The organism is Microbulbifer sp. HZ11, assembly GCF_000708675.1.
Classification (GTDB): domain Bacteria; phylum Pseudomonadota; class Gammaproteobacteria; order Pseudomonadales; family Cellvibrionaceae; genus Microbulbifer.
Window position 1 is genome coordinate 146,119 of record NZ_JELR01000005.1, and the last position, 22,641, is coordinate 168,759.

The window sequence follows — 22,641 nt, forward strand, 5'->3', positions numbered from 1 at the left end:
TTTTCAGCAAAAAGGGCAGCGTAAGCTGCCCTTTTTGTTTTGCTGTTACTTCCGATTGGTGCCTACCGTATCACTGACGAATGGTCACCTTGGTTCCCATCGGGGCGTTTTCATAGAAAATTTTCGCCATATGCCAGGGCAGGCGGATACAGCCGTGGGATTCCGGACGGCCGGTGACCTTGCCTGCGTGCATACCTACCGCGCCATTCACCCGCATAAAGAAGTCCATGGACGCGCCGCGGAATACGGTACCCGCAGGTCGCTTGTCGCGACGCACGTCCACACTCGCTTTGCGCACATAACCCGCGCGGTCTACATAGTGGCCAAACAGGTTCGAGCGGTGATCGATATCTTTTTCCGATACGCGGAAGCTGCCGGTGGGTGTGCGATAGCCGGCAATGCCCGTAGCCACCGGTGAGATGCCGGCGAGCTGGCTGCCTTTATAGAAATAGGCGCGCTGCTCGCTGATATCGATGATGATGTGCGGCGCTCCACCAACCACATCCCGGCGCCACCAGGCACTGCCATCGGTCATGGATCTGTGTTGCTGGTAGGGGTAGGGGTAGTCACCGGCCTGCGCCACGGGTGCAAAAACGGCCGACGCCGCCAGTACCAGGCTGGTGCCAATAGCGATTTTCTTGAAGAGATTTTTGGCCGAGTTTTTAACGGAAACTGTCAAAGAATTGGAAGAGCCTTGCATGCGTACCTCATCTGCTCTCGCGAGCAATTTGCAGGTCGGCGTCTTTGTGCTTACCGGTGATGGCAGGGGTTTGCATCCACACCTTTTTCCGAGGCGAACGAAGCCCTGCACCCGCGTGCACTAACTTGACCTGTGAATTTCCCCAAAGCGGCGAGCCGGTGTGTCCCGGATTGGCCGCGGGATGAGCCTGCCTTTCAGCACTGCTGGAGCGCAGTCCTCTGGGCAAGTGAGAGGCATGGTAGGGTCTGGGTTTGGCGCCTTTTACATTTAAATGGAATGACGGGGGGCGCTGATAGATGCGTTTTTCCGTTGGGCAGATAAAAAATCGGGCAGATAAAAAAAAGCCGGCTGATGAGCCGGCTTCAAACCAATCCAGAAAGTCTGGAAAGCGTGCTTTGACGAGAGAGCAACTAATTGACGATCTTATTGAGAGGTAACCCTTTGAGTACGGGCGGCCGAAGCGGTTCGACAGACTCGCGCAAGGGGGCGCCAGTTTCTCAATAAAATCCGAATTTCCTGAGGGTTTTCCTGTTTATCTGTACTTGCGCTACGCGCTTACTTGCGGAAAAAGACCCGCGCGCCAGCCACCGGTAGCTTGACCGTATCGCCGTCCACCGCCCCACCAAACCACTTCGGGGTAATGTCATCGCTGCCAACAAACTCTGCGGGCAGGGTGAATTCCGCGGCCTCGTGGCCCAGGTTCAGCACCACGAAGTAGCCTTCGCCTTCACCGGCACCGCGTTCAAAGACCAAAAGGTCATTGCCGGTATCCAGAATTTTCTGGCTGGCGGTGGCCAGTTCCGGTGACAGTGCGGCATGCCACTTCAGCAGGTCGCGGAAGCGGTTCAGCATCGCGTACTGGTCGTCTTCCTGAACTGAGGCGGCCAGGTGGTAGTGTTCTTCCGCAACCGGCAGCCACGGTTTCACCTTGGAGAAGCCCGCATTGATTTCACCGCCGTTGAACCAGGGCATGGGGGTACGGCAGCCGTCGCGGCCCTTGAACTCCGGCCACAGGTTGATGCCGTAAGGGTCTTGCAGGTCTTCGAAAGCCACTTCCGCTTCCGGCAGGCCCAGCTCTTCACCCTGGTACATGCACACACTGCCGCGCAGCATCAGTTGCATCAGGAAAAACAGCGGCGCGCGGGCGCGGGCGGCTTCAGGGTCGAAGCCCTTGTTCCAGCGGGTGAACGAGCGCGGCACATCGTGGTTGGAGATGGACCAGCAGGGCCAGCCTTCCTCGATCACCTGGCGGTTTTTCTCCAGGGTGTCGCGCAGGAATTGCGCGCTGCAGTCTTCCGACAGCAGGTCGAAGGAGTAGGCCATGTGCAGGCGGTTTTCCGTGGTGTACTCGGCCATGATCTTGTGGGTGTTGTCGTCGCCCACTTCGCCCACGGTGGTGGTGCCCGGGTACTGATCCATCAGTTCCCGCACTCGTTGCAGAAACACCAGGTTCTCCGGCTGGGATTTGTCGTGAATGTGCCACTGGTATTCGTAACTGTTCACCGGCGGTAGGCCGTTCTTGTCGAGCTTGACCGGGCGCGGCGGATTGTTTTCCAGCGAGCGGTTGTGGAACGCGTGGTTGATGGCGTCCAGGCGGAAGCCGTCGACTCCACGGTCGAGCCAGAACTTCAGGTCGGCCAGCAGCTGTTCCTGAACTTCCGGGTTGTGCAGGTTCAGGTCCGGCTGCTCTTTCAGGAAGTTGGTCAGGTAGTACTGGCGGCGGCGGGTGCACCAGCGCCAGGCACTGCCGCCGAAGTTGGACATCCAGTTGTTCGGCGCGCTGCCATCTTCCTTGGCGTCCGCCCACACGTACCAGTCCGCCTTGGCGTTGTCGCGGCTCGCGCGACTTTCCTCGAACCAGGGGTGCTGGTCGGAGGTGTGGCTCAGGATCTGGTCGATGATGACCTTGAGGCCCAGTGCATGGGACTTTTCGATGACCCGGTCAAAATCGTCAAGATTGCCGAAGATCGGGTCCACATCGCGATAGTCGGCTACGTCGTAGCCGAAGTCCGCCATCGGCGACTTGAAAAAGGGAGAGATCCAGATGGCGTCCACGCCGAGTGATTTCACATAGTCCAGCTTCTGGCAGATACCCTGAAGGTCGCCGATACCGTCGCCGTTTGCGTCGCAGAAGCTGCGGGGGTAGATCTGGTAGATAACGCTGTTGCGCCACCATTCCCCATTTGGGTTTCCGTTGTGAATACCGCTCATACCGAGAGTCCGTCTTTGGGATACTTATTAGGTTAGGGTCAGTATGGCGGCGGCAGTGCCGGCATGCCTCCTCCCCAAATGGGGGGGAGGGGTGAGGATGCGTGGCTGAAAGTCAGCGTGTGGCTGCTCGCTCATGCGCCTGGCCGCCCTCCTGCAGGAAGGATTTGCGGGTGGCGGCTGGCCGCACCGCGTCCCGTTGAATGGATCCGTTAGGTGGTACCGGTGTACGTGCAATAATCCTTGAAGGGGTTTTTAGCGCTCTTTAAGATTCTTGGTTCTTTCAGATGGATTTGAAATGTTGCAAGGATTCCCATGAGCACGCCACAAAGCCCTCTCCAACCCTCCCCCCATAACTGCCCTGTGATCGCCGGCCAGGGGGCCGGTAAACCTATTCGCTGCGTTACGGAATACCAAATGACCTATGAGCGCCTGAAGCGGGCCGCCGATCGGAACCATCACTGGGCGCGGATTGCGGTCAAGGAGTTGCATGCACTCACTACCGGCATGCTCGGCAAAAACAATGTGTATGTGCGACCCGGTGAACGCCAGCGTGGTACTGGTAACGAATTGTATTACGTGTTTTTCCCGGGTCTGAAGGCCACGGTGGTGCGCTGGATGAACGACCAGTTTTGTATTACTAAACTGGCGATGGACGACCATTACTTCGACTTGACGGCGCCGGGCCAAGATACGGCTCGAATGGGCTTATACCGCGCTTCTATTGACCCCGTGAGGGGTGAATGGAAAGGGACATATATTGCGAATGGAAAAGTGGCTGCGCAGCACGGCCGCTTAGTCGCAGTCGCTGATGGAAAGTTCAATCGCGTATCAGATGCCTTGAGAGAGACGATGCCGAGAACAGTCAAGCATTTGGGTGTAGGGGCGGCTCAATTATCCGATAGTGGGGCGGATCTGCATTTTACCCCGGGTAGGGCGCGCCTAGGTGGCGGTCTCCTAAGCTACAACCCGCTGAAGGTAGATAATAGTCGCGCTTCCGCGCTCTTATTGGCAGTTACGATGGAATCTTCTCGAGAAATCAAAGGAGTGGTTTGGGCGGCAGATTTCGGTGGATCTTCGGTGCTTACTCAGGCAATGCAAATATTGGCTGACAAAGGCATTCGCCTGACGGGGCATACGGTTTACTTTCATAAACCGCGGACATCACCAGCCAAAGCTTTGCGGTTGGCCCACCAGCTGGAGATGAGGCTAAATGAGCGCATCGCCGATACCGGATATAGTGTGCTTGGTGCGCTTAGTCAATTTAGCGTAGCCGGGGTACGCCTCAAGAATAAAAATGACCCTTACAACAAAGGGTATCACGCCGAAGCGTGGCTGAATGGTGGACTCAAGGTAGCCGCTCCGGCGGGTTTTTTGGCAGCTGCAATTGGTGGGCAGGCAGGATTGATTGTAGGGGGAATTGCCACTGCCATCGGTGGGGCCGGCGTGGTGCACGCACTCGGCAAGAGTGCCGCAGAAAGCTTCGGCTACAACTTCAAGCGATGACAAGCGTTATGCGTAACTTATTCAAATATCTGCCTCTAGAGTGGCGGCGGCGGGAAGATTACTGTGTCCCCCGTGGGCCATCTTTTTCGGGTTCAGCAAAAACCACATTAAGTCTTGCAGGAAGTCGCTTGCATTTTCGGGCGCCGAGGCACAAACCTCTGCGTCGATCTGTGCCACAAGTTCGAACTGTGCCTGGCCACGATGTATTGATTGAGCCTCATTTGAGTCGGTTTGGCGAAGGCATTTTGGCGAGCTCCCATTGGGGCGCGAACTGTTTGGTGCACCGTCTATGGGCCTTTTTCGGTCCGTGGATGAGCGGGTGTAAAGGGGAGCTAAATTTTAGTGTTGGTGTAATTGGCCGGCTAGAGGAACACAGTTTTAAGAATGTGTCATTTTTGAATCCCAGGGCCTTTGAGATGGTTCTGCTGCACTATTTGAATGATCGGTACGGACATCACAACTGGGAAAATGACCTTGCACATATCCCAAAATTTTTTGGCCCTATAGATTGGCAGTGCCATGCCCACCTTCCGGTACCTAGTGCCAGCTTTAAAGTTGGTCGAGGAGCTAATTCTGAGCAATTGGTTGGCCTGGAGAATATTTTTGTATTTCCGGTCACTGATAGGCATTTTGTAGAAGTATGTTTTGAGAAAGAAATCTACAGTTTTGATTCTGATCATCAACCAAAATTTGATGCTTCTCCAATGACGGAGCTGCAAAATGCCATTTTCGATAGTATTCGTCTGGAACTGGGCCCAGAAACCCAGGCCCGTGTCGACCAGATCAAAGCCGAAGTCGGTGATATGCAGCTCTGCAAAGAATTCGCCCCCCTCAAGTGGCCCACCAATATCTACCCGCCGGAGCCATCCGAAGCTCCGCAAATGCAAAAATCCCTGAAAGCCGGTTGTTAAAACCGGCCTTTTGTTTTCGGGCTGAGGCTTCGTATCAGGGCTTATCCTGCACCGAGCGCAACAGTTGCTCGGCCAGGGCGATCGCCTGCTGGCGGTCTTTCACATCGAGTTTCTGATACAGACTGCGGATATGGGTCTTGATGGTGCTGGGGGCCACCTTGAAGTGCCGCGCGATACGCTCGTTGGAGAGGCCGGAGTGAATGGCGTTCAGTACCTGCCACTCCCGCGGGGTCAGCGGAGAGTGACGCAGGAAGTCCGGCACGGCGTCGCTGGCGAGGATCTCGCGCACGATGGTTTCGTCCAGTTCGATTCGGATGCCGCCGCCCAGTTCCGGCTGCTGTTGCGCGAGTTTGATCAGCTGCTGTGCCTTTTCCACCTGGGCCTCGTTGAGGGCGTGCTGCCCGGTCTCTTCCAGGGCGGCCTTGAGTAGTACGATCATGGGCTTGCCGACCTGCAGGAAGCTGGCGGTCAGGTCACTTTCGGTCATGATGGCGAGGGCGGCATTGAGATGGCCCAGTGCGGTTTCCCGGCGTTCGCGCAGCCAGGCGAGACGGGCGGCGAGTACGCAGTTGCGCAACTGGTCGGTGATCAGGCCGCACTCCTCTGCCACCTGTTGCAGGCGTCCCAGCAGCCGGTTGGCATCGGACCAGCGGTGTAGGGAAATCAGCGCGCGCACATGGTTGCGCCCGTAACACTGCTCAAAGTGGTTGCTGGGGCGATCCGCCACCGGCTCCGCCTGTTCCTGCCAGGTGGCGATGGCCTCGGTATTTTCCAGCGCCTGCCATACGCGCATGCGCGCGGCGTCCGCATTGGCTACCCAGTCCCGGTGGTACTGTTCGCCGCTCAGCAGGTGTTCCACCCGCTCCATCCACTCCAGGCACTCGTCCTTGTCGCCGCGGGCCAGGGCGACCTTCAGCAGCAGCGTGTATTCCGGCAGCAGCCAGCGTTCGCCGACTTTGCGGTTGATCTGCATGCCGCGGCGGGCGGAATCTGCGGCGCCGTCGAGGTCGCCGGCCTCCCACTGCAACTGGCCTTTGAGGCGGTAGATAAACTCGGAAATCGGCAGGCCCACCAGGTGGTGTTCTTCGACCAGGCGCTGGGCGCGCGCCTGCAGGGCGGCGGCTTTTTTCAGCAGGCCGTTGGCAAAGGCGATTTCGGTCTGCTGGCACAGGGCCCAGGCCGCATTGGGAATATCCTGCCGCGCGAGGGTGGCTTTCTCCACCGCTTCCATATGGTGCATGGCCTGATCCAGCTCGCCCAGGCAGAAGCTGGTTTCGCCGATCACCAGCTGCGCGGATATGCGCTCGTTCAGCTGATCTTCGGGAAGAAGCTCGAGGGCTTCCTGGGCGTATTCCTTGGCCTTGAGGATCTGCCCGCGGGACACGGAAACCTGAGCGCGCATAGCGGCGAAGGCACCTTCGAATGCCTGCCACTGCTTCGGGTCTTCCCGCTGCAGCCAGCTCTCCGCCGCTGCCAGCAGTTTGTTGCAGCGCTCGTAGTCAAAGCTGTCGCGGGCGAGCCGTGCAGCCAATAGGGCGAAGCCTGCGTGGCGTTTGATCTGGTCATCTCCCAGCCAGTTGAGGGAGTCATTCAGCACCCGGAACTGTCCTTCGCGCAGGAACTGTTCGCCCTGCTCGTCGATCAGCCGGTGCACCCGCTCGCGGTCCTCTGCCTTGAGGGCGTGGCGCAGGGCTTCAAGAGGTTGGTTGAGCTCCTGCCAGGTGTCGCTGGCGGTCTGGTGGAGTTGGGTGAGTTCGTCGCCATCGGACAGCTGGCGCTGCAGGAAGCGCGCGAACACCGGGTGGAAGCGGAACCACTGGCGACTGGAATCCTGTGCCTGCAGGAATAGCCCGCGACTGGCAGCGGTTTCCAGTTGCTGCTGGCCACCGCTCTGGCCACTCAGACGCTCCGCCAGCAGGCCGTTGACCCGGGTGAGAATGGAGGTGCGCGCCAGTAGCTGGCGCAGCTCCGGCTCCAGTCGCTCCAGCACTTCCTCGGCGAGGTAATCGAGAATATGTCCGTGGCCCTGTTCCAGTTCGCCCAGGTAGCGATCCACTTCTTCCTGGTTGCGCACCGATAGGGCAAACATCTGAATCGCCGGTGGCCAGCCTTCCGACAGCTGGTGTAGCTGGGCGACACGGTCGCTGCCGAGCGCAAATGGCAGGCGGCGGGCAAGGAGCTGGGTGGTCTCGTCGGTGGTCAGTGCCAGGTCTTCCGGCCCCAGCTCCAGCAGTCGCCCCTGCAAGCGCAGGGCGCCGAGCCCCAGTGGTGGCTGGCTGCGGCTGGTGATCACCACGCCGATACCGGCTGGAGCGTGGCGCAGCAGAAAGCGGGTGGCATCGTGTACCGCGGTGTTGTCTATCTGGTGGTAGTCGTCGAGGACGATACGCAGCTCACTGGGGAGCTGGCGCAGTTCCGACAGCATTTGGCTGATTACCAGGGAGGGGTCGAGATTGTGTTGCGCGGCGAGAATCTTGCTGGTCTCGGGCACGCCGTTACCGGTGGCGCGGTGCACGCTTTCCACCAGGTAGCGGCAAAACTGGCCGGGTTCGTTGTCCCCGCCATCCAGTGAATACCAGGCCACCGGGTTGTCCTGCTCTGCGGCCCAGGAAGTGACCAGGGTGGTTTTACCGTATCCGGCGGGGGCGGTAACCAGTAACAGCTGGTCACTCTGGCTCTGTTCCAGAAGGGACTGTAACCGGGGCCTTTGCAGGGTATGTTCCGGGCAGTCGGGGAGGCTGTACTTGGAGGCTAGGAGCATAGCGTGGACCCTTCCCAAATGTTCTGGCGCAAGTGTTAAGGCGCAATTGTACACTCTGAGTCTGCCACTACCCTGCGGGGCCCGCCTCCCCCTCGCTGGGGGTGGAGGCTCATATAAAAAAGCCCACATCGCATGATGTGGGCTTTCGCAGAGGGCCGCGTGCCGCCCGGCAGTCTACAACCGGGTTACTGGCGCTGAAACGGCCTGATCAACGCGGTTACTCGCAGGTGCCAATGGCTTCCCAGGGGCCGCCGTCGGTGGGAACATTATTTTGGGTCCACCATTTTGCGCGGTAAATGGTGCCCTGATACGAGGCCTGGTCGTCGCCCACATACACCGCGTTGGAATCCCATGCCGCAGGGCAGCTGGTGCCCTCTGCAAAGGTCACCACAAGAGTGTGGTTGGCGGAGAGGTTGCTGAAGGTATAGCTGTCGGCGACCGCCTGTGTCACGCCATCGACCACGATGCTCGCTATCTTGTAGCCACTGTCGGGAATAAAGGTGACGGTAAAGTCGCGATTGCCGCGGGCGGAGATGGTGCCGCTGGTATCCGGTGCCGGAGACAGGCTGCCGCCGCTGCCGGAGACGCTGGTGGAAATGTCGTAGTACACCGGAGTATCAATGGTGATATCGCTGTAGCTTCCGCTGACGCCAGTAAAGTTGCTCGCGTTGATGTCATTTACATTCGTGTCTACGAGGATCAGCTGCTTATTGTCGCCGCCGGCGGCCGCAGGGGTGAGTGACAAGACCGCATTGTCGCCGTCCTGAGCGAGCTGCAGATCGCTGAAACTGTATTGGAAGGCACCCATGCTGATCTCAGTCTTGGCGGCGTCGAAGCTGTCCACGCTGACGATCATGTTCCAGCCCCAGGTCTGCCAGCCGAGTGATACGATGTAGCCGAGGCGGTCGAAGCTGCCGGTGACGTTATCGAACATATCCCCATGCAGATCGTTGAGTGTCAGGCCGGGCAATTCTATGTAGCTGTAGATGCCGCCGTCGGCCGCCTGTACCCCGACAAACACTGAGCCATTGCTCTCGTAGGCTTTGAGGTGTTTAAAACCGATACCGGCACTGCCGCGGACTTTATCGACCGCTGGATCGAAGCCAGAGGCTACCTGAGTGCCGGACCAGGCAATGGTGTACACATTGGAATTGACAATCACCGCGGCAACGTCGGCGTTGACCTGAGCGGCGCTCGCGCCCTGGATAACAACAGACTGACCGGCAAACTGCAGTTTTGCTCCGCCACTGACATCACTTACCACCAGTGCCGCAAGCGGGTCTTGCGCGGTCCAGTCGCGCAGGATGATACGGTCATCACCAATGGTGAAGTCTGTAAGCGTGGTGGTAGAGCCAGACTGTTCATTGAGCAGCACTATATCGCTGCCACCACCGGTAATGACCAAATCATTGCCCCAACCTGCAGTCAGGGTTTCGTCGTATGGTGAACCCTCGATGGTCTCACTCGCCGGCGTGTCAAACAGGGTGTTGAAACCACCGAACTTGTGCACGTACGTGGTGATACAGGTACCGATCTCATCGCAGGTGATTGAGTCGTTGGTCAGCAGCGCACCGGCACCCCAGGCACCGCGCAAGTGGGCGGCGGCGAGCAGGCCGGACATGGTGGCCTGAATCTGAATCGGATCGCCATTCTCATCGGTTCCAGGCCAGCTTTTTGCCAGCGCCTGTCCCCACGTCATATTTGCATCTTCCAGCAACTGGCTCATCACGTTGTAGTTGAAACGCATTGCATCGCGAATAACGAGCTCCTGATTGGCGGGGACCTTCAGGTCCTCAAAAGAGTGAATGCCATTCTTGCCAACAAAAGTACCTTCCCAGCGATTGATATGGGTGGACAGCACATAATTGCCGCCGGATCCGGGAATTTCAGCCAGCGCTTCTGTTTCGCACCCGATCCAGGTGCTGTCGTCGAGAAAAATATAAAAACTGTCGTATTCGGTACCGTCCACATCAACACTGATCGGGCTGTAATAGCCCGAGTCGATCAGCAGCGCTTCACCAAGTTGATAGCCTACAAAGCCCCAGGCATTGGTGGAGTTGTACTGCATCGCCTTGTACATTTCGGCGTCGTAGGGGGTGGAGGAGTCGTACAGGTGATCAATACCAAGTTTGGTAAAAAACTGGTTGATGGTGGTCGCTTCCGAAATCATGCTGCCCGTAGCGCAGTCGCGCACGATTTTTCCCGGCTCGGTAACTTGGGCGTAGGTGTATACCGGGTTGTCCAGATTTGCCAGGTAGAAATCCGCAAGAGCGGGGTTGATACCGGATTCGAAGTCGCGCAGCGTGTCGAGAAAATCCTGCATGCCGCCGTTCGCGGACGCACTGACCGTGTGCGCGGACAAGCATAAACCAGCCGCAATAAGCGCGTGTTTGGTTTTCATAATTAGCCTTATTATTTATTGAAGGTGATGTCGTTTGAGTAACCGTCAACCAGCAGTGTGGGCGGGTACATCATGACGGCCTTACGCAAAGTTAGGCGGCCAAAAATAAATAGTCAATTAATTTGACTATTTATTTTATTATTCTGCGAGAAGTGACGAGAGCGCGCGCTCTTGCTGCTCTTTCGCGGGGCGGGTAGCGGAAAAAAGCACGGAAATGGGGCGTGAAAATCATAACAGTCGGCAAGACCGCGCGATCACGCAAAAGGCGGTTACCTGTTTCGATCACCGCCTCTATAAGATCCCTCTAGAGCTCTAGGTTGCGCCCGTGGCGCTTGCCATCGGCGCTGCGAACTCGCAGTGATATTACCGACTCTGGTGCGGTGTTTTCGGTAACCGGGTTCCACCGGGCGCCGTCAAAGTATTCAACGGTCAGCCCCGGATAGGGGGTGGCAACTTTCAGCCGGTCACCTTCGATGGCGGCACCGGGAACCGGAATACGGTATTGCACATTTCCGAGATCCAGTTTGTAGAGCTCTCTGTTACCAAGTGCCGCTGAAAACGCCAGCCAGTCATCGGCCAGTTGCTTGGTGTCTACGCGGTTACTGCGCTCGTCAAACACCTGACCGTCCGGGTCGATTTCCCATGACGCCTTGTGCCAGGCGCGCTCGGCGAGTGCGAGCAAACGGGGAAATATTTTGTACTCGACCATCTCATCGGTGCGGGTAGTCTCACTCCAGAGCTGCCCCTGTATGCCCATGACGGACTGCGCAAAATCAGCGTTTGGTGATTTCCCTGACCAGGGTTTGCCGTCGGCATCTGGAAAGACTTCCGCTAGCTGCGGGGTGTTGAGTGGCGAGTAGCCAAATACCTTGCGAGTATCGGAATTGCGCGAGGCCCAGTAATAACCGTTTTCTTGCGGGTCCATTTCGTAGGGCATATCGAAATACAGGTGGTCTGAATGAGACTGCACCACACCGAAACCTCGGCTCGCCAGACGGTGGCTTTTGTCGCCGCCGTCGCCGAACGCCGGGGCCCAGGAATTGATGTAGTTATTGCGCGTACTCAGCTCTGTTTGCGGATCGTCAATATTCTTGAGGCCGTCATACCAGGCGCCCATGGTGAGGATGCCGGCGTCGCTCACTATCTCACTGACACGCGTGGCAAAATAGTTGCCCAGCTTTTCGATGGATTCCACGGTGCCGTTTTCAACCAGTCGCTGGCACTGGGGCGAGCCGGACCAGGGCTGCTGGCGGGAAGCAGCGGCGACATCGCCTTTTTCCGAATCGGTACCCGGTGCATCTTCGAAACTGTCGAATGCGCGGAGGTTGATCGCTTCATCTCCACCGAAGTGCCATGTGGTCAGTGGCGCTCCGGCGGTTTTGTGCATCTGTTGCACCTCGCGAACCAGCTTGGCGACAAAGTGATAGCTGGAGTCGATACAGGGATTGACATAGCTGTCGTTGTAAAACTGCACTGACAGGAAGTCGGTATTGTCGGCCGGGTCGATCAGTCGGAACTCTTCCGCTTGAGCGGGAGCCGATTCCCGGTATTTCTGATATCGGGCTTCCATCGCCACAATGGCCGCGCGCGCGTGAGCCGGGGTGTCAAACTCGGGAATCACTTCGATATGCCGGGCGGCGGCATAGCGCACAATATCGATATAGTCGGCGATGGTGTAAAAGCCGCTACCGAAATTGTCACTGTCTGGCCCCGACCCCAGTTGGGGCAGCAGGCAGCGGGTTTCACTCAGATCAAAACAGCGCTTGCCGCCGACTTCGGTCAGTTCCGGCAGGCCGGGAATTTCGAGACGCCAGCCCTCGTCATCCGACAGATGAAAGTGAAAGCGGTTGAGCTTATACGCGCTCATCTGCTGCAGTAGTTTCAGTACCACCTCTTTACTGTGAAAGTTGCGCGCAACATCCAGGAACATTCCACGATACTGGAAGCGCGGTGCGTCTTCGACGCGGGCGAGCGTCAGCGTGCGCTGCCTGGCATCCACCAGGGAGAGTAGGGATTGTGCCCCGTAAAATGCACCAGCCTGGTCAAAACCAATGATCGTTGCGCCGCTATCCCGAGCGTCGAGGCGGTAGCTGCCTGCGATGGCGTTCTCGAAGGTGTGTGGCTGGATATCAATTTCGACGGGATATGCCGCTTCACCAGTCTCTGTCAGTTTGAGTTGTTGCAGGCGGCTCTGGATAGCCGCAAGGCTGTCCTCACGTATTGCGGAATTTACCAGGTGAATACCGGCGGCGAGCGTTACTGGTGGCTGAGGGTAAGGGGTACTGGACAGGGGACTGGGGATAATACGCGTGCTCCCATCGTCCGCATCTGTACCGGCGGCGGTGTGGCTCTGATAACGGCTGGCCGCGCTTGCCAGGGTATTGCCGTCGTCCGCGGTGTGTTTCCAATTCAGCGGGTCATTGCTGGTTATGGGGCGGACAAAATTCGCGAGGGTTTCACTATCGGTGTTGGCGATCACCTGAGTATTGCCGGCGTCGTCGGCCACAAAAAAGCGTGGCATAAAATCGGATTCAAACTGGATCCGCTCTTCGATCAGAATGTCCAGGTGCAGGGTCTGCCCCGCGGCCAGACCGGGGAAGCGGGCCGTGGGCACCAGCCGGTGCAGGTCGCCTTTGACATGCTCAAGGGCAAAGGCGTCGCTGTTCAGCAGCACGAGATTGCGACGGATACTGTGGAAGTAGAGGCTCCAGTTGCTCTCTCCGGAAGACAGATTCGTTCCGATGTTATTCAGCGACATACGGTAAGTGGAGCATTTGGCGCCTATGGCGCCAGACCGTTTGCACAGCTGTCTTAGCTCGCTGCTCACGCCCTGGAAATTTTTCAGTATTTCGAGAGTAACCGACAGGCTGCCGGCAACCCGCTCAGAAGTTGTGGATAAGGACTGCTCCATTGTATTTTCCACATTGGTGCCCGGTTGATCACAGCCGGAGAGCAGTGACGCCAGCAGAGCGGCGCCAACCAGATTGAACGTGCGCATGTTGAGTACCGTTTTTATTGTATTTCTTACCGTTGATCACTTGGGAACCCTCATGCGGGTTCTGCGTTTGCCGCTGAGATTTCCAGGTCCTGGCTGAGTAACTGAGCGGCGGCGCGAGCACTGCAGGCGCGGCTGGAGTAACTGCACACATAAGTGGAGAGCGCCGGCAAGGCTGCCAGTTCATAGTCGGAGCGCAGCGCAATGACGATCACGGAATCGCCAAACTTTGCCACAGCCCGCCGAACGATCTCAGCCTGCTGGTCGCCGTCGTAATCCAGTCCCGGTAACGGGTAGTCTTCGGTAACAATCACCAGGGGCAGTTCAATACGAACACGGCTGTCTTCGGCAAGCAGTGTGTCCAGTAATTCGTACCCCACTTCCTTAAAGTGGCAACCGCGCGCCTGGAGCTCTTGTCGGAATACCTCGTAGGCGGCATGAGGCTCGTTCGGTCCAATGCCCCGGGTACCGGTTACCAACTGGTGCATAGCGGGGTTCGAAGCGCCAGCGAGGGTAAAACCATCGCGCTTTAGCGGCCATGCGCCGCAGTGATTCCGCAAAACCCGCAGTGCCTTGTGGGCACACTCTGCGGCAATATTCTGATGCTCGCCGCTTTGAAGTGCACCGCGTACAAATCGTGACGGATGGGTAAACGCCTCGCCTTTGTACTTTACAGACAACACGCGGGTCAGGGCCGTATCGATGATGGATTCGGCCAGCTCGCCACGCTCTACAGCGTGAATCACACCCACAATGGTTTCGCGCTGTTTTTCCTGGTAATTCCCCAGCTGGTTTTCATAGTGCTCTTCGCTGAGCATAATCAGGTCGGCGCCCGCAGCGAGTGCGCGCACCGCCGCTTCTGCTGGAGCATAGTTTTTCCGCATGGCCCACATGTTCATGCTGTCGGTAATGATCAGACCAGTGAACCCCATCTTTTTCCGCAAAATCTGCTGCAGGATTTTCTTTGACAGGGTGGCGGGGTTTTGCGGATCGATGTGTGGATAAAGGATGTGACCGGTCATGATCAGATCCACCCCTGCATCGATGGTGGACTGAAAGGGGGCAAGGTCGCTGCGCTGCAGTTGATCCCAGGTTTTATCCACTGTGGGAAGCAGCCGGTGGCTGTCTTCACCGGTATCGCCGTGACCGGGGAAATGTTTGGCCGAAGACACCACGCCACCCTGGTGTAGGCCCTTCACCGCCGCAGCGGCATGCGCTGCAACGTTTTCGGTCTTTTCACCGAAGGAGCGCACACCGATGATCGGGTTTTTGGGGTTACTGTTGATATCTGAGCACGGGCCGAGGATACAGTTGAAGCCCAGAGCGCGAATTTCACGGCCGAGTACCTGGTGCATTTTTTTCGTCAATGCCAGGTCGTCTGCGGAGCCAAGGGCCAGATTGCCGGGACCTGTGGTGGTGTGCTCGACCAGTACGCCCCAGGCGCCCTCTTGGTCTACCGCGAGAAGCAGGGGTGCATCGCAGGCGCGTAAATGCGCCTCGTAGTCCAGCTGTGACGTAAGTGCGTAAGCTTCCTCCGGCGTTTCCGCATTGTCATGGGTGAGGTAGAAGCCTCCGACATGCAGGTCCCTCACCAATGACTTCGCGTATTCCGTGTCTTTTCCGGCGTATCCGAGAACAAACAGCTGACCGACTTTTTCCGCCAGTGACATATGTTTGATCAGCGTGCTGACATGTTTCAGCGTATCCTGTGGCATCGCTTCGTCCTTTTAAATCCACGCAATTTTTGATTGTCGAGCTTTCGTTACGCGCTCAGGCGCTGGGCGCCGGTAATGAATCCCACAAGATCACGAGGGGAGACATCATTGATGGCCACATCGGCAATGCTTTCTCCACGCAGGAGCACCACGGCGCGGTCACAGGTTTCCATAACATGCTGCATGTTGTGACTGATCAGCAGTACTGCCACGCCCTGTGAACTGATCAGGCGGATGAGTTCATTCACCTGTGCGCTCTGCTCGACACCGAGGGCCGCGGTGGGCTCGTCCATAATGACGACATCGGCACCGCTATTGACCGCGCGGGCAATAGCCACTGCCTGGCGCTGCCCGCCAGACAGCTTTTTGATGGCCTCGTTCAGATTCGGGATACGGGAGTTCAACCGCTGCAGAGAGCGGCTGGCGGTGGCCTCCATGGCGCTGTCATCCAGCCAGCCAAAAAAGCGTAGCAATGGATTTTTTGACAGTGTTTCCCGATTCAGAAAAAGGTTTGCGGTGATATCGAACTCCGGAATAACCGCGAGGTCCTGGAATACGGTTTCGATACCCAGGTCGCGCGCATCTTGGGGGGAGGCTATTTTTACCGCGCGGCCATTGACCTGGATCTCTCCGGTGTCCGGCGGGTGAATGCCCGAGACGCAGCGTACCAGTGTGGATTTGCCCGCACCGTTATCGCCCAGCAGGGCCACCACTTCACCTTTGTTGATGTTGAAGCTGACATCTTTCAGCGCCTGAATGCCGCCGAAACTCTTGGAAATATTTTTGACGGTAAGTGCGGGCTGTTTCAGCAGTTCGTTGCTCATTTTTGCTGCTCCTTCACGCCGATGGCTACCGCGACGATAAGGATCAGGCCCCGGGCTATCATTTGTTCATTGGTGGAAAATCCGGAGAGAATCAGACCGTTGTTGATCAGTCCCATCAACCAGGACCCGATCACCGCACCGAGAATGGATGCGCGGCCACCGAACAGACTGGTGCCGCCGATGGCAACTGCGGCAATGACGGTGAGCAGGTCGGCTTCGCCCAGGGTGTAACGCGCACCGTGCAGGCGACCCGCGTAGAGCAAGCCGGCGATGGCGGCGGATGTGGAAGCAATGACAAGGGACGCGATACGGATCTTCACCGTATTGATACCCATCGCCCGTGCGCCACTTTCATTGCCGCCTACTGCAAGCAGGTGACGGCCGTAACGCAACTTACGCAGCACAACATAGCCGATCAGTGAAGCGACGATGGTCCACACCAGCAGTACGGAAATGGAACCAAAGCTGCCGGAGCCGAAAATAAAGTTAAAGCTGCTGTCGATAATGGGCACGGACTCGAGATTGGTAATCTGGCGTGACAGACCTGTGATCACACCCATGGTGCCTAATGTGATTAACAGGGAGGATACTTTCAGCCACTCGATCAGCAGGCCGTTGATCAGCCCGATGATGACGCCGACCATCAATGCGCCGCATACGGCAACTGGCATGGGCACCACTTGCATCAAAACCGCGGCGACCAGTGCTGAAAGTGCCACCACCGAGCCGATCGACAGATCGATGTGCCCCCCGGCAAGTGCGAAGGTCAATCCGATCGCCATAATCGTGATCGGGGTTGTCTGGCGAATGATGTTCATAAAATTCGCCAGTGAGAAGAACGAGGAATCGTGCAGCGTTACCGTAAAAAACAGCAGCACCAGAAAGAATACGTAGTAGACAAAGTATTCCCTGCGAATAAGGGCACTGGCAGAAAACCAGCTATTGAACTTCAGCGAAGAAAGCATGCTTCGACCCCGGTTAAGTGTTGTTCTAATTGTTCGTTGGAATGGAACGGCGAGGTTGCCGTTGTATTATTTGAGAGCCCTGTCCAGTAGCCTGGGCAGTTCGGTGCGATAGGCGCTGCGCCAGATGCCGCGAATATTGTCTCGTTGCACTTTATCGAAGCCGACCACGGAAAAAGCGGGCGCAGGCTTTCCGATCAGCCCGTAGACGCCGAGGCGAGCCATGGCTTGGCCGATTTCATAAGGCCGGTCGGCAATGGTGCCGTACATGCTGCCGTTCATTGCCATGTCCACCAGATTGTTTACCCCCAGGTCGTGGGTAATGACCTTGATATCGCCACGTCCCATGGAGCGGAGCCCCTCGATCACGCCCTCTGCGGCAGCATCCCAGGCCACGTAAATGGCTTTCAGTTCCGGGTGTTGCAACACCATGGCGGCCGCGATATTCGAGGTCTCACTTTCTTTGGTGAAGCCGCGCTCTACCGCGATACGGATTTGCTCTGCGCCTGCAAGCCCCCCTTGAATGGCATCGCGAAATGCCTGGTCCCGATTGTTGGTGATAAAGTAATCCGCATCGTGGTAGATCATACCGACGGCGCCCTTGCCGCCGATGGCATCCCGGGTCATTTCCGCGGCGGCGACACCCATGCCGCGCATGTCGTCAGTCACAATGCCCACATAGTCATGGCCGGGCTTAAAGCCCTGAATAGGATTGGAAAGCAGCACCAGTTTGCTGCCTTGATCAACCGCTGCGCGGTAGCTGGGCGCAGCACTGGTGCTGTCGATTACCAGTGACAGAACGATATCGGGCTTGAGTGCCATGACATTTTCGATGTCTGCGGCCTGTTTTGCCGGGTCATACTGTGCATCGGTTTCTGCAACGATCTCGATACCGAGTTGTGAAAACGTATCCTTCGCTCCCTCGCTGAGGGCGTTTACCCAGTTACTGGAACCGTGCCAAACCAGGGCTGCCCGGAAGTTTTTACCCCGTTGTTTGGCCTGTTCCTGGACTTGGGCGATATCTTCCGGCTGCAACAGCGTTTCCTGTTCTGCATTGACGGCGATGTTGCCAAGGGGGCCGCGCAGTGGAGTGTCGGTCGCTACCGCCGTGTCCGGCGCAGCGTGCACCAGTTGGCTGGTAAATAGCAGTGGCAATAGGAGCTTTCGGTACATGATTTTTATTTTCCGGCGTCGTTACTAGAGCGCTTCGCAGAAGCGCTCTAGTGGGGCTTTCCCTGTGTGGTATGAGGGCAATATTGGCGAAGCCTGTTTTTCAAGTCAAACAAATTGACTAAATGGGATTGAGCTTTTATGCTGCGGTTAATTTGCGATAGATGCGACCGAGCGGCCGTTACTGTGCAGTTACTGAGCGCGGTTGCGGGTATCGGCATTACTAGATGAAGGGAGAGCAGCTTGAGAGGCAATAATTCCAAGCAGAGTAAAACATCGAACCTGCGACTGGTGCTTAACCTGATTACCACAGCCCGGCCCATTTCCCGTGTCGAGATCGCGCGGCGCACCGCGCTTACCAAGCAGACCATTTCCAATCTGACCGATGAGCTGGCCGGCGCCGGACTGATTCACGAGACGGGAATTCGCCGTGAGGGCGTGGGCAAACCCTCGAAGATGCTCGATCTCAATCCCGAAGGTGCTTACACCGTCGGGCTTCGGGTCAAGGCGCGCAGCATTGAAGCCGGGTTGTACAACATCGCCGGCGAAGCGGTGGACGTGCGCCAGTTTCCATTTAACGAGCAGGATCCGGATGTGCTGGTGGAAACCCTGGCACAGATTGTGGATACGTGTTTACAGGGAGCGCCGGCCGAGCGCGAGCGGGTTCTCGGTGTTGGCCTGGTAATGCCGCCGCCGCAGTCATTTAGTCGCGACCCGCGCAAAGCCGGTCAGTTGGGAAACCTCACCGATCAGCATGTGCAGCAGGTACGCGCGCAGCTGATTGAGCGGATCCGCTTGCCTGTAGTGAGTGAGAACGTAGCGGCGGCGGTATCCGCGTCGGAAATGCTTTACGGTTCGGCCAGGGATTTGCGGAGTTTTGTCTACATCCACCTCGGGGAAAGTCTCGAGGCGGGCATTGTGTTCAATCGCCAGCTGTTTGGCGGGTACAACGGTATTTCCGGACGTCTGGGGCACGTCATTGTTGACCAGCATGGTGGGCAATGCCGGTGCGGGAACCACGGGTGTCTCGATCTGTATGCCTCGCTGGGTTCTCTGTCCAAAGCACTGGGGCGAAAAATCAAACCTGGCCAGGACTGGTGGGAAATTCTCGCGGACCCGGAAAAGCACAAAGCGGTATTGGATGCCTGGTTCCAGCAGATGAGCGAACCCATGCGCATCGCGTTCAACATGGTGGAAAACCTGGTCAATCCGCAAACGGTGATTCTTGGCGGTGATATTCCCGACTGGTTTATCGATCAGTTTATCCGGCGTCTGCGTCCGTTTATCCCGTCGGTATCCCAGTATGGAGAACGGGAGATTCCCCGGTTTATCCGCGCCCCGAAAATGGAAAATATGGCGTTGCTGGGTGCGGCTACCCTGCCGATTTACTCGGCAATCAGCTCTGAAGGGGCCCGGGCAGTCGACATTGATGCGTTGGGTAGCGTCACCGAACTGCAAGAGCTTGTGTACGCCTGACGCGCACCGTCAGCGCAGCGCGGGCGGTCCGGAATCCCTGAACCTCTGCTTGACTGCCTTCTCTTTGGGCCGCCGTCTCGCGCGGCCTGCTCAGTGTCACCCACACCCGATTTCCTGTGATGAATTAATAAGTAAAACTGTTTGACATAATATTAGTCCAATGCATAGACTAATTTCAGCTCGATAAAGCTGAAACATCAGCCGACCCAGGGGGTATACGGGGGAGCTTGGCTTTGCTTCATAAAAATAAGAGGACTCAACATGTCAGTCAGTTTGAAAACAGCCATTCAACACGCCAACAAACTGGCCCTGCGCTACGGCTCCATCAGTGCGCTTGCACTGGCGGGTATCGCCGCGCCGGGCTTTGCTCAGGATGCAACACTGGAAGAAATTCAGGTAACCGGTATTCGCGGTAGCCTGCGCAGCGCGCTCGACAGCAAGCGCGATGCGGACGCGGTCATCGACTCCGTTTCCGCTGAAGATATCGGTAAGTTCCCGGACAAAAACATCGGTGATGCTCTGCAGCGTGTTCCCGGCGTCACCGTGGTCCGCGGTTTTGGTGAGGTCAATGGGGTCACCGTGCGCGGTACCGCACCCCAGCACAGCGTCGTACTGTTGAACGGTCAGAACGTGGCCAGTGTTGGCTGGTTCGACCTGGGTGGCACCAACCGCAGCTTCAACTTCGAGCTGCTGTCCGCCGAGCAGATTTCCGGTATGGATGTATACAAGTCCGTAGATGCGAGCCTGAATGAAGGTGCTCTCGGTGGTACCGTCAACCTGCGCACCCGCAAACCGCTGGAAATGGATGAATTCACCGCGACAGCCTCGGTGGAAAACGGCTACAGCGAAGCCGGCGAAGACTGGTCTCCGTCCTATTCCGGGCTGGTGAGCTGGAAGAACGCGGATTCCACATTTGGTGTGCTGGTCGCGCACTCCTCCGAGCAGCAGCACGTTGTGCGTGAAACTCTGAGCTCCTTTGCGCCTCCCTACGATCACGTTCCGGATTCCGAAGGCGGCTCGCATACCATGACCTGGGGCATGGCATCCATTCTGTTTGATGAGGAGCGCGAGCGTTCCAGCAGTCAGTTCACCATGCAGTACTCGCCTTCGGACGCGCTGACCTTCTCACTCGATTACAACCTGTTCACCCTGGATAACGACCACGTAAATACGGCACTGTTCGCCATTCCCGATTTCAACGGCGCGTATCTGGATGCGGAATCTGTGGTTACCAATGAATTCGGCGCGGTCACCAGTGCGACCGTCGTGCCGGGTAACCTGACAGATGGCGGCGTGCCATTCTTTAACAACTCGGTGCTGCGCAAGCCAGAGATGGAAACCGACGCGCTCAACCTGACCATGGATTATGAGGGCGATGGTTGGCGTTCCCACGTAGTGGTGGGCCGCTCCAACGCGGACAGCTTCACCCCGCAGACCAGTACCTGGTGGGGAGACCTGGAAGATCGTGCGAGCACCGGCTTTACCTTCGATCTTGCCGATGCACACGAGATCATTCCGACCGATCCAAACTATGTGACGGATCACAGCCGCATGCAGTTGTTCCAGGAATTTACCTTCCTTGACAATATTCGCCAGAATGAAATCGAGTATTACCAGGCCGACTTCGCCATCGATGTAAACAAGGGAATTTTTACCAGTGTTGATACCGGTCTGAAATACCAGGATCAGATCTACCTGGGCCGAGTTGACAACCGCGATGTTGATCTTGCCGCGGCCATGGCCGAAGGTTTGAGCCTGGCGGATTTCAACGGCGGTTTGGCTTCCGGTCTGCATGGACAGGAAGGGCGTAACGGCACTCTCGACAGCTTTGCGGTGATCAGCGGCGGCATCTGGGATTACGGCTATGCCAATCGCGCCGACACCATCACCGTTACCAGTGACTTCTCCATCGCAGAGGAAATTACTGCAGCCTACGCCAAGGCCAACTTCGAGGGCGATGGCTTCCGGGGTAACATTGGTCTGCGCGTGGTGGATACCGATGTTCTGTCGAAAGGGCGTATCGCCGGCGAGCCGGCCAGGGGTGAGCGCAGCTACACCAACATTCTGCCGAGTATCAACTTTGCCGCGGATATTTCCGAAGACATGCTGTTCCGCTTCGCCGCCGGTTCGACCGTGTCCCGCCCGGACTATGACGATATGCAGATGGCGTCCACCGTCGCGATCAATATGGGAACGGCAACCATTGGCAGCCCGGATCTGGATCCTTACAAGTCTGACAACTACGACATGGGTGTCGAGTGGTACTTCACCGACGCATCGGTGGTGGGTGCAACCCTGTTCCACAAAAACATCAGCGACTACATTGAGCTCACCACCGCCATGGAGGCGCTGGAAGGTTGTTCACAGACCTGTCAGGTAACCCGTGCGCGCAATGTGGGTACCGCGGATATTTCCGGTATCGAGCTGCAATACCAGCACGACTTCGGCAATGGTTTTGGTGTGCAGGCAAACTACACCTACACCGACAGCTCCGTGACCAACTCCGCAGGACAGGAAGTGGATGTGGATGAGGTGTCTCAGAACTCCTACAACCTTTCCGGCTACTATGAAAACGACATGATCAGCGCACGTGTTGCCTATAACGCCCGCGACGGCTGGCACGGCAACTACAACAACAGTGGTACCGAGAGCCGTTACGACGACTACGATCAGGTTGATGCTTCCGTGATCTGGCACGCAACGGAGAATCTGGACGTTTCCCTAGAAGCGGTAAATATCTTCAACGAGCCTCTGGTGCAACGCCTGCCGACCTACGGTGTTATCCACAGTGTGGATGAGTTCGGTGCACGCTACTTTGTGGGCGCCAGCGTGAAGTTCTAATACGGGTCCGTTCCGTGAGTGGCAGGCGCCGGGGCATTACCCGGCGCCTGTTGAAAATAGTTCACCTTGTACTGGCCAGCATCGATTGTGGCGCCGGTGGGGGAACCCGCCGGCCTTTTTACGTCGGGCACATGTCGATTGCGCCTAATTCATTTTCTTAGTTTGACGCCT

The 22,641-nt window shown here is 57.2% G+C and carries 13 protein-coding genes; 4 read left to right on the forward strand and 9 right to left on the reverse strand.

Annotated features, from left to right (window positions below; translation table 11 throughout):
• Positions 1 to 70 precede the first annotated feature (70 nt).
• Both AU11_RS18595 and AU11_RS16395 read right to left on the reverse strand, forming a co-directional pair.
• Entirely contained in the window at positions 71 to 700 is a 630-nt protein-coding gene (locus tag AU11_RS18595) for a L,D-transpeptidase family protein (RefSeq protein WP_231492087.1), read from the reverse strand.
• A 555-nt stretch (positions 701 to 1,255) separates the two neighbouring features.
• A complete protein-coding gene (locus tag AU11_RS16395; protein ID WP_043320710.1) occupies positions 1,256 to 2,911 on the reverse strand; it encodes an alpha-amylase family glycosyl hydrolase in 1,656 nt (551 codons plus the stop codon).
• A gap of 414 nt (positions 2,912 to 3,325) precedes the next feature.
• Here AU11_RS16395 and AU11_RS16400 point away from each other — a divergent pair, with 414 nt between their 5' ends.
• Both AU11_RS16400 and AU11_RS18375 read left to right on the forward strand, forming a co-directional pair.
• On the forward strand, positions 3,326 to 4,414 hold the full coding sequence (locus AU11_RS16400) for a hypothetical protein (RefSeq protein ID WP_043320711.1): 1,089 nt from the start codon (positions 3,326 to 3,328) through the stop codon (positions 4,412 to 4,414).
• 416 nt (positions 4,415 to 4,830) lie between these two features.
• Positions 4,831 to 5,325: a hypothetical protein gene (locus tag AU11_RS18375; protein ID WP_197023885.1), complete on the forward strand. Its 495-nt coding sequence runs from the start codon at positions 4,831 to 4,833 to the stop codon at positions 5,323 to 5,325.
• Positions 5,326 to 5,359: 34 nt separating this feature from the next.
• Here AU11_RS18375 and malT read toward each other — a convergent pair whose 3' ends face one another.
• The 7 genes from malT to AU11_RS16445 all read right to left on the reverse strand — a co-directional run bounded on the left by malT (position 5,360) and on the right by AU11_RS16445 (position 18,156).
• Positions 5,360 to 8,086: an HTH-type transcriptional regulator MalT gene (gene malT, locus AU11_RS16415; RefSeq protein WP_043320714.1), complete on the reverse strand. Its 2,727-nt coding sequence runs from the start codon at positions 8,084 to 8,086 to the stop codon at positions 5,360 to 5,362.
• 217 nt (positions 8,087 to 8,303) lie between these two features.
• Positions 8,304 to 10,448, reverse strand: a complete 2,145-nt coding sequence (locus AU11_RS16420) for a carbohydrate-binding protein (protein WP_197023886.1) — start codon at positions 10,446 to 10,448, stop codon at positions 8,304 to 8,306.
• Between the two features lie 343 nt (positions 10,449 to 10,791).
• Positions 10,792 to 13,485 (reverse strand): family 20 glycosylhydrolase, encoded by a 2,694-nt coding sequence (locus AU11_RS16425; RefSeq protein WP_043320716.1) that lies wholly within the window; start codon positions 13,483 to 13,485, stop codon positions 10,792 to 10,794.
• A 50-nt stretch (positions 13,486 to 13,535) separates the two neighbouring features.
• Complete coding sequence (locus tag AU11_RS16430) at positions 13,536 to 15,197, reverse strand: glycoside hydrolase family 3 protein (RefSeq protein ID WP_043320717.1); 1,662 nt, start codon at positions 15,195 to 15,197, stop codon at positions 13,536 to 13,538.
• A 47-nt stretch (positions 15,198 to 15,244) separates the two neighbouring features.
• On the reverse strand, positions 15,245 to 16,021 hold the full coding sequence (locus AU11_RS16435; protein WP_043320718.1) for an ATP-binding cassette domain-containing protein: 777 nt from the start codon (positions 16,019 to 16,021) through the stop codon (positions 15,245 to 15,247).
• Positions 16,018 to 16,986 (reverse strand): ABC transporter permease, encoded by a 969-nt coding sequence (locus AU11_RS16440; protein WP_043320719.1) that lies wholly within the window; start codon positions 16,984 to 16,986, stop codon positions 16,018 to 16,020. The genes AU11_RS16435 and AU11_RS16440 overlap by 4 nt, the downstream gene beginning before the upstream one ends.
• A 66-nt stretch (positions 16,987 to 17,052) precedes the next feature.
• Complete coding sequence (locus AU11_RS16445) at positions 17,053 to 18,156, reverse strand: substrate-binding domain-containing protein (RefSeq protein ID WP_043320720.1); 1,104 nt, start codon at positions 18,154 to 18,156, stop codon at positions 17,053 to 17,055.
• A 240-nt stretch (positions 18,157 to 18,396) separates the two neighbouring features.
• Here AU11_RS16445 and AU11_RS16450 point away from each other — a divergent pair, with 240 nt between their 5' ends.
• Entirely contained in the window at positions 18,397 to 19,629 is a 1,233-nt protein-coding gene (locus tag AU11_RS16450; RefSeq protein ID WP_043320721.1) for an ROK family transcriptional regulator, read from the forward strand.
• Between the two features lie 261 nt (positions 19,630 to 19,890).
• Entirely contained in the window at positions 19,891 to 22,470 is a 2,580-nt protein-coding gene (locus AU11_RS16455) for a TonB-dependent receptor (RefSeq protein ID WP_051687391.1), read from the forward strand.
• Positions 22,471 to 22,641 lie beyond the last annotated feature (171 nt).

What these genes read in the sequence shown, in the direction of transcription:
- AU11_RS18595 (WP_231492087.1), bottom strand. Translation starts at nt 700, where the DNA reads ATGCAAGGCTCTTCCAATTCTTTGACAGTTTCCGTTAAAAACTCGGCC.
- AU11_RS16395 (WP_043320710.1), bottom strand. Translation starts at nt 2,911, where the DNA reads ATGAGCGGTATTCACAACGGAAACCCAAATGGGGAATGGTGGCGCAAC.
- AU11_RS16400 (WP_043320711.1), top strand. Translation starts at nt 3,326, where the DNA reads ATGACCTATGAGCGCCTGAAGCGGGCCGCCGATCGGAACCATCACTGG.
- AU11_RS18375 (WP_197023885.1), top strand. Translation starts at nt 4,831, where the DNA reads ATGGTTCTGCTGCACTATTTGAATGATCGGTACGGACATCACAACTGG.
- malT (WP_043320714.1), bottom strand. Translation starts at nt 8,086, where the DNA reads ATGCTCCTAGCCTCCAAGTACAGCCTCCCCGACTGCCCGGAACATACC.
- AU11_RS16425 (WP_043320716.1), bottom strand. Translation starts at nt 13,485, where the DNA reads ATGCGCACGTTCAATCTGGTTGGCGCCGCTCTGCTGGCGTCACTGCTC.
- AU11_RS16430 (WP_043320717.1), bottom strand. Translation starts at nt 15,197, where the DNA reads ATGCCACAGGATACGCTGAAACATGTCAGCACGCTGATCAAACATATG.
- AU11_RS16435 (WP_043320718.1), bottom strand. Translation starts at nt 16,021, where the DNA reads ATGAGCAACGAACTGCTGAAACAGCCCGCACTTACCGTCAAAAATATT.
- AU11_RS16440 (WP_043320719.1), bottom strand. Translation starts at nt 16,986, where the DNA reads ATGCTTTCTTCGCTGAAGTTCAATAGCTGGTTTTCTGCCAGTGCCCTT.
- AU11_RS16445 (WP_043320720.1), bottom strand. Translation starts at nt 18,156, where the DNA reads ATGTACCGAAAGCTCCTATTGCCACTGCTATTTACCAGCCAACTGGTG.
- AU11_RS16455 (WP_051687391.1), top strand. Translation starts at nt 19,891, where the DNA reads ATGTCAGTCAGTTTGAAAACAGCCATTCAACACGCCAACAAACTGGCC.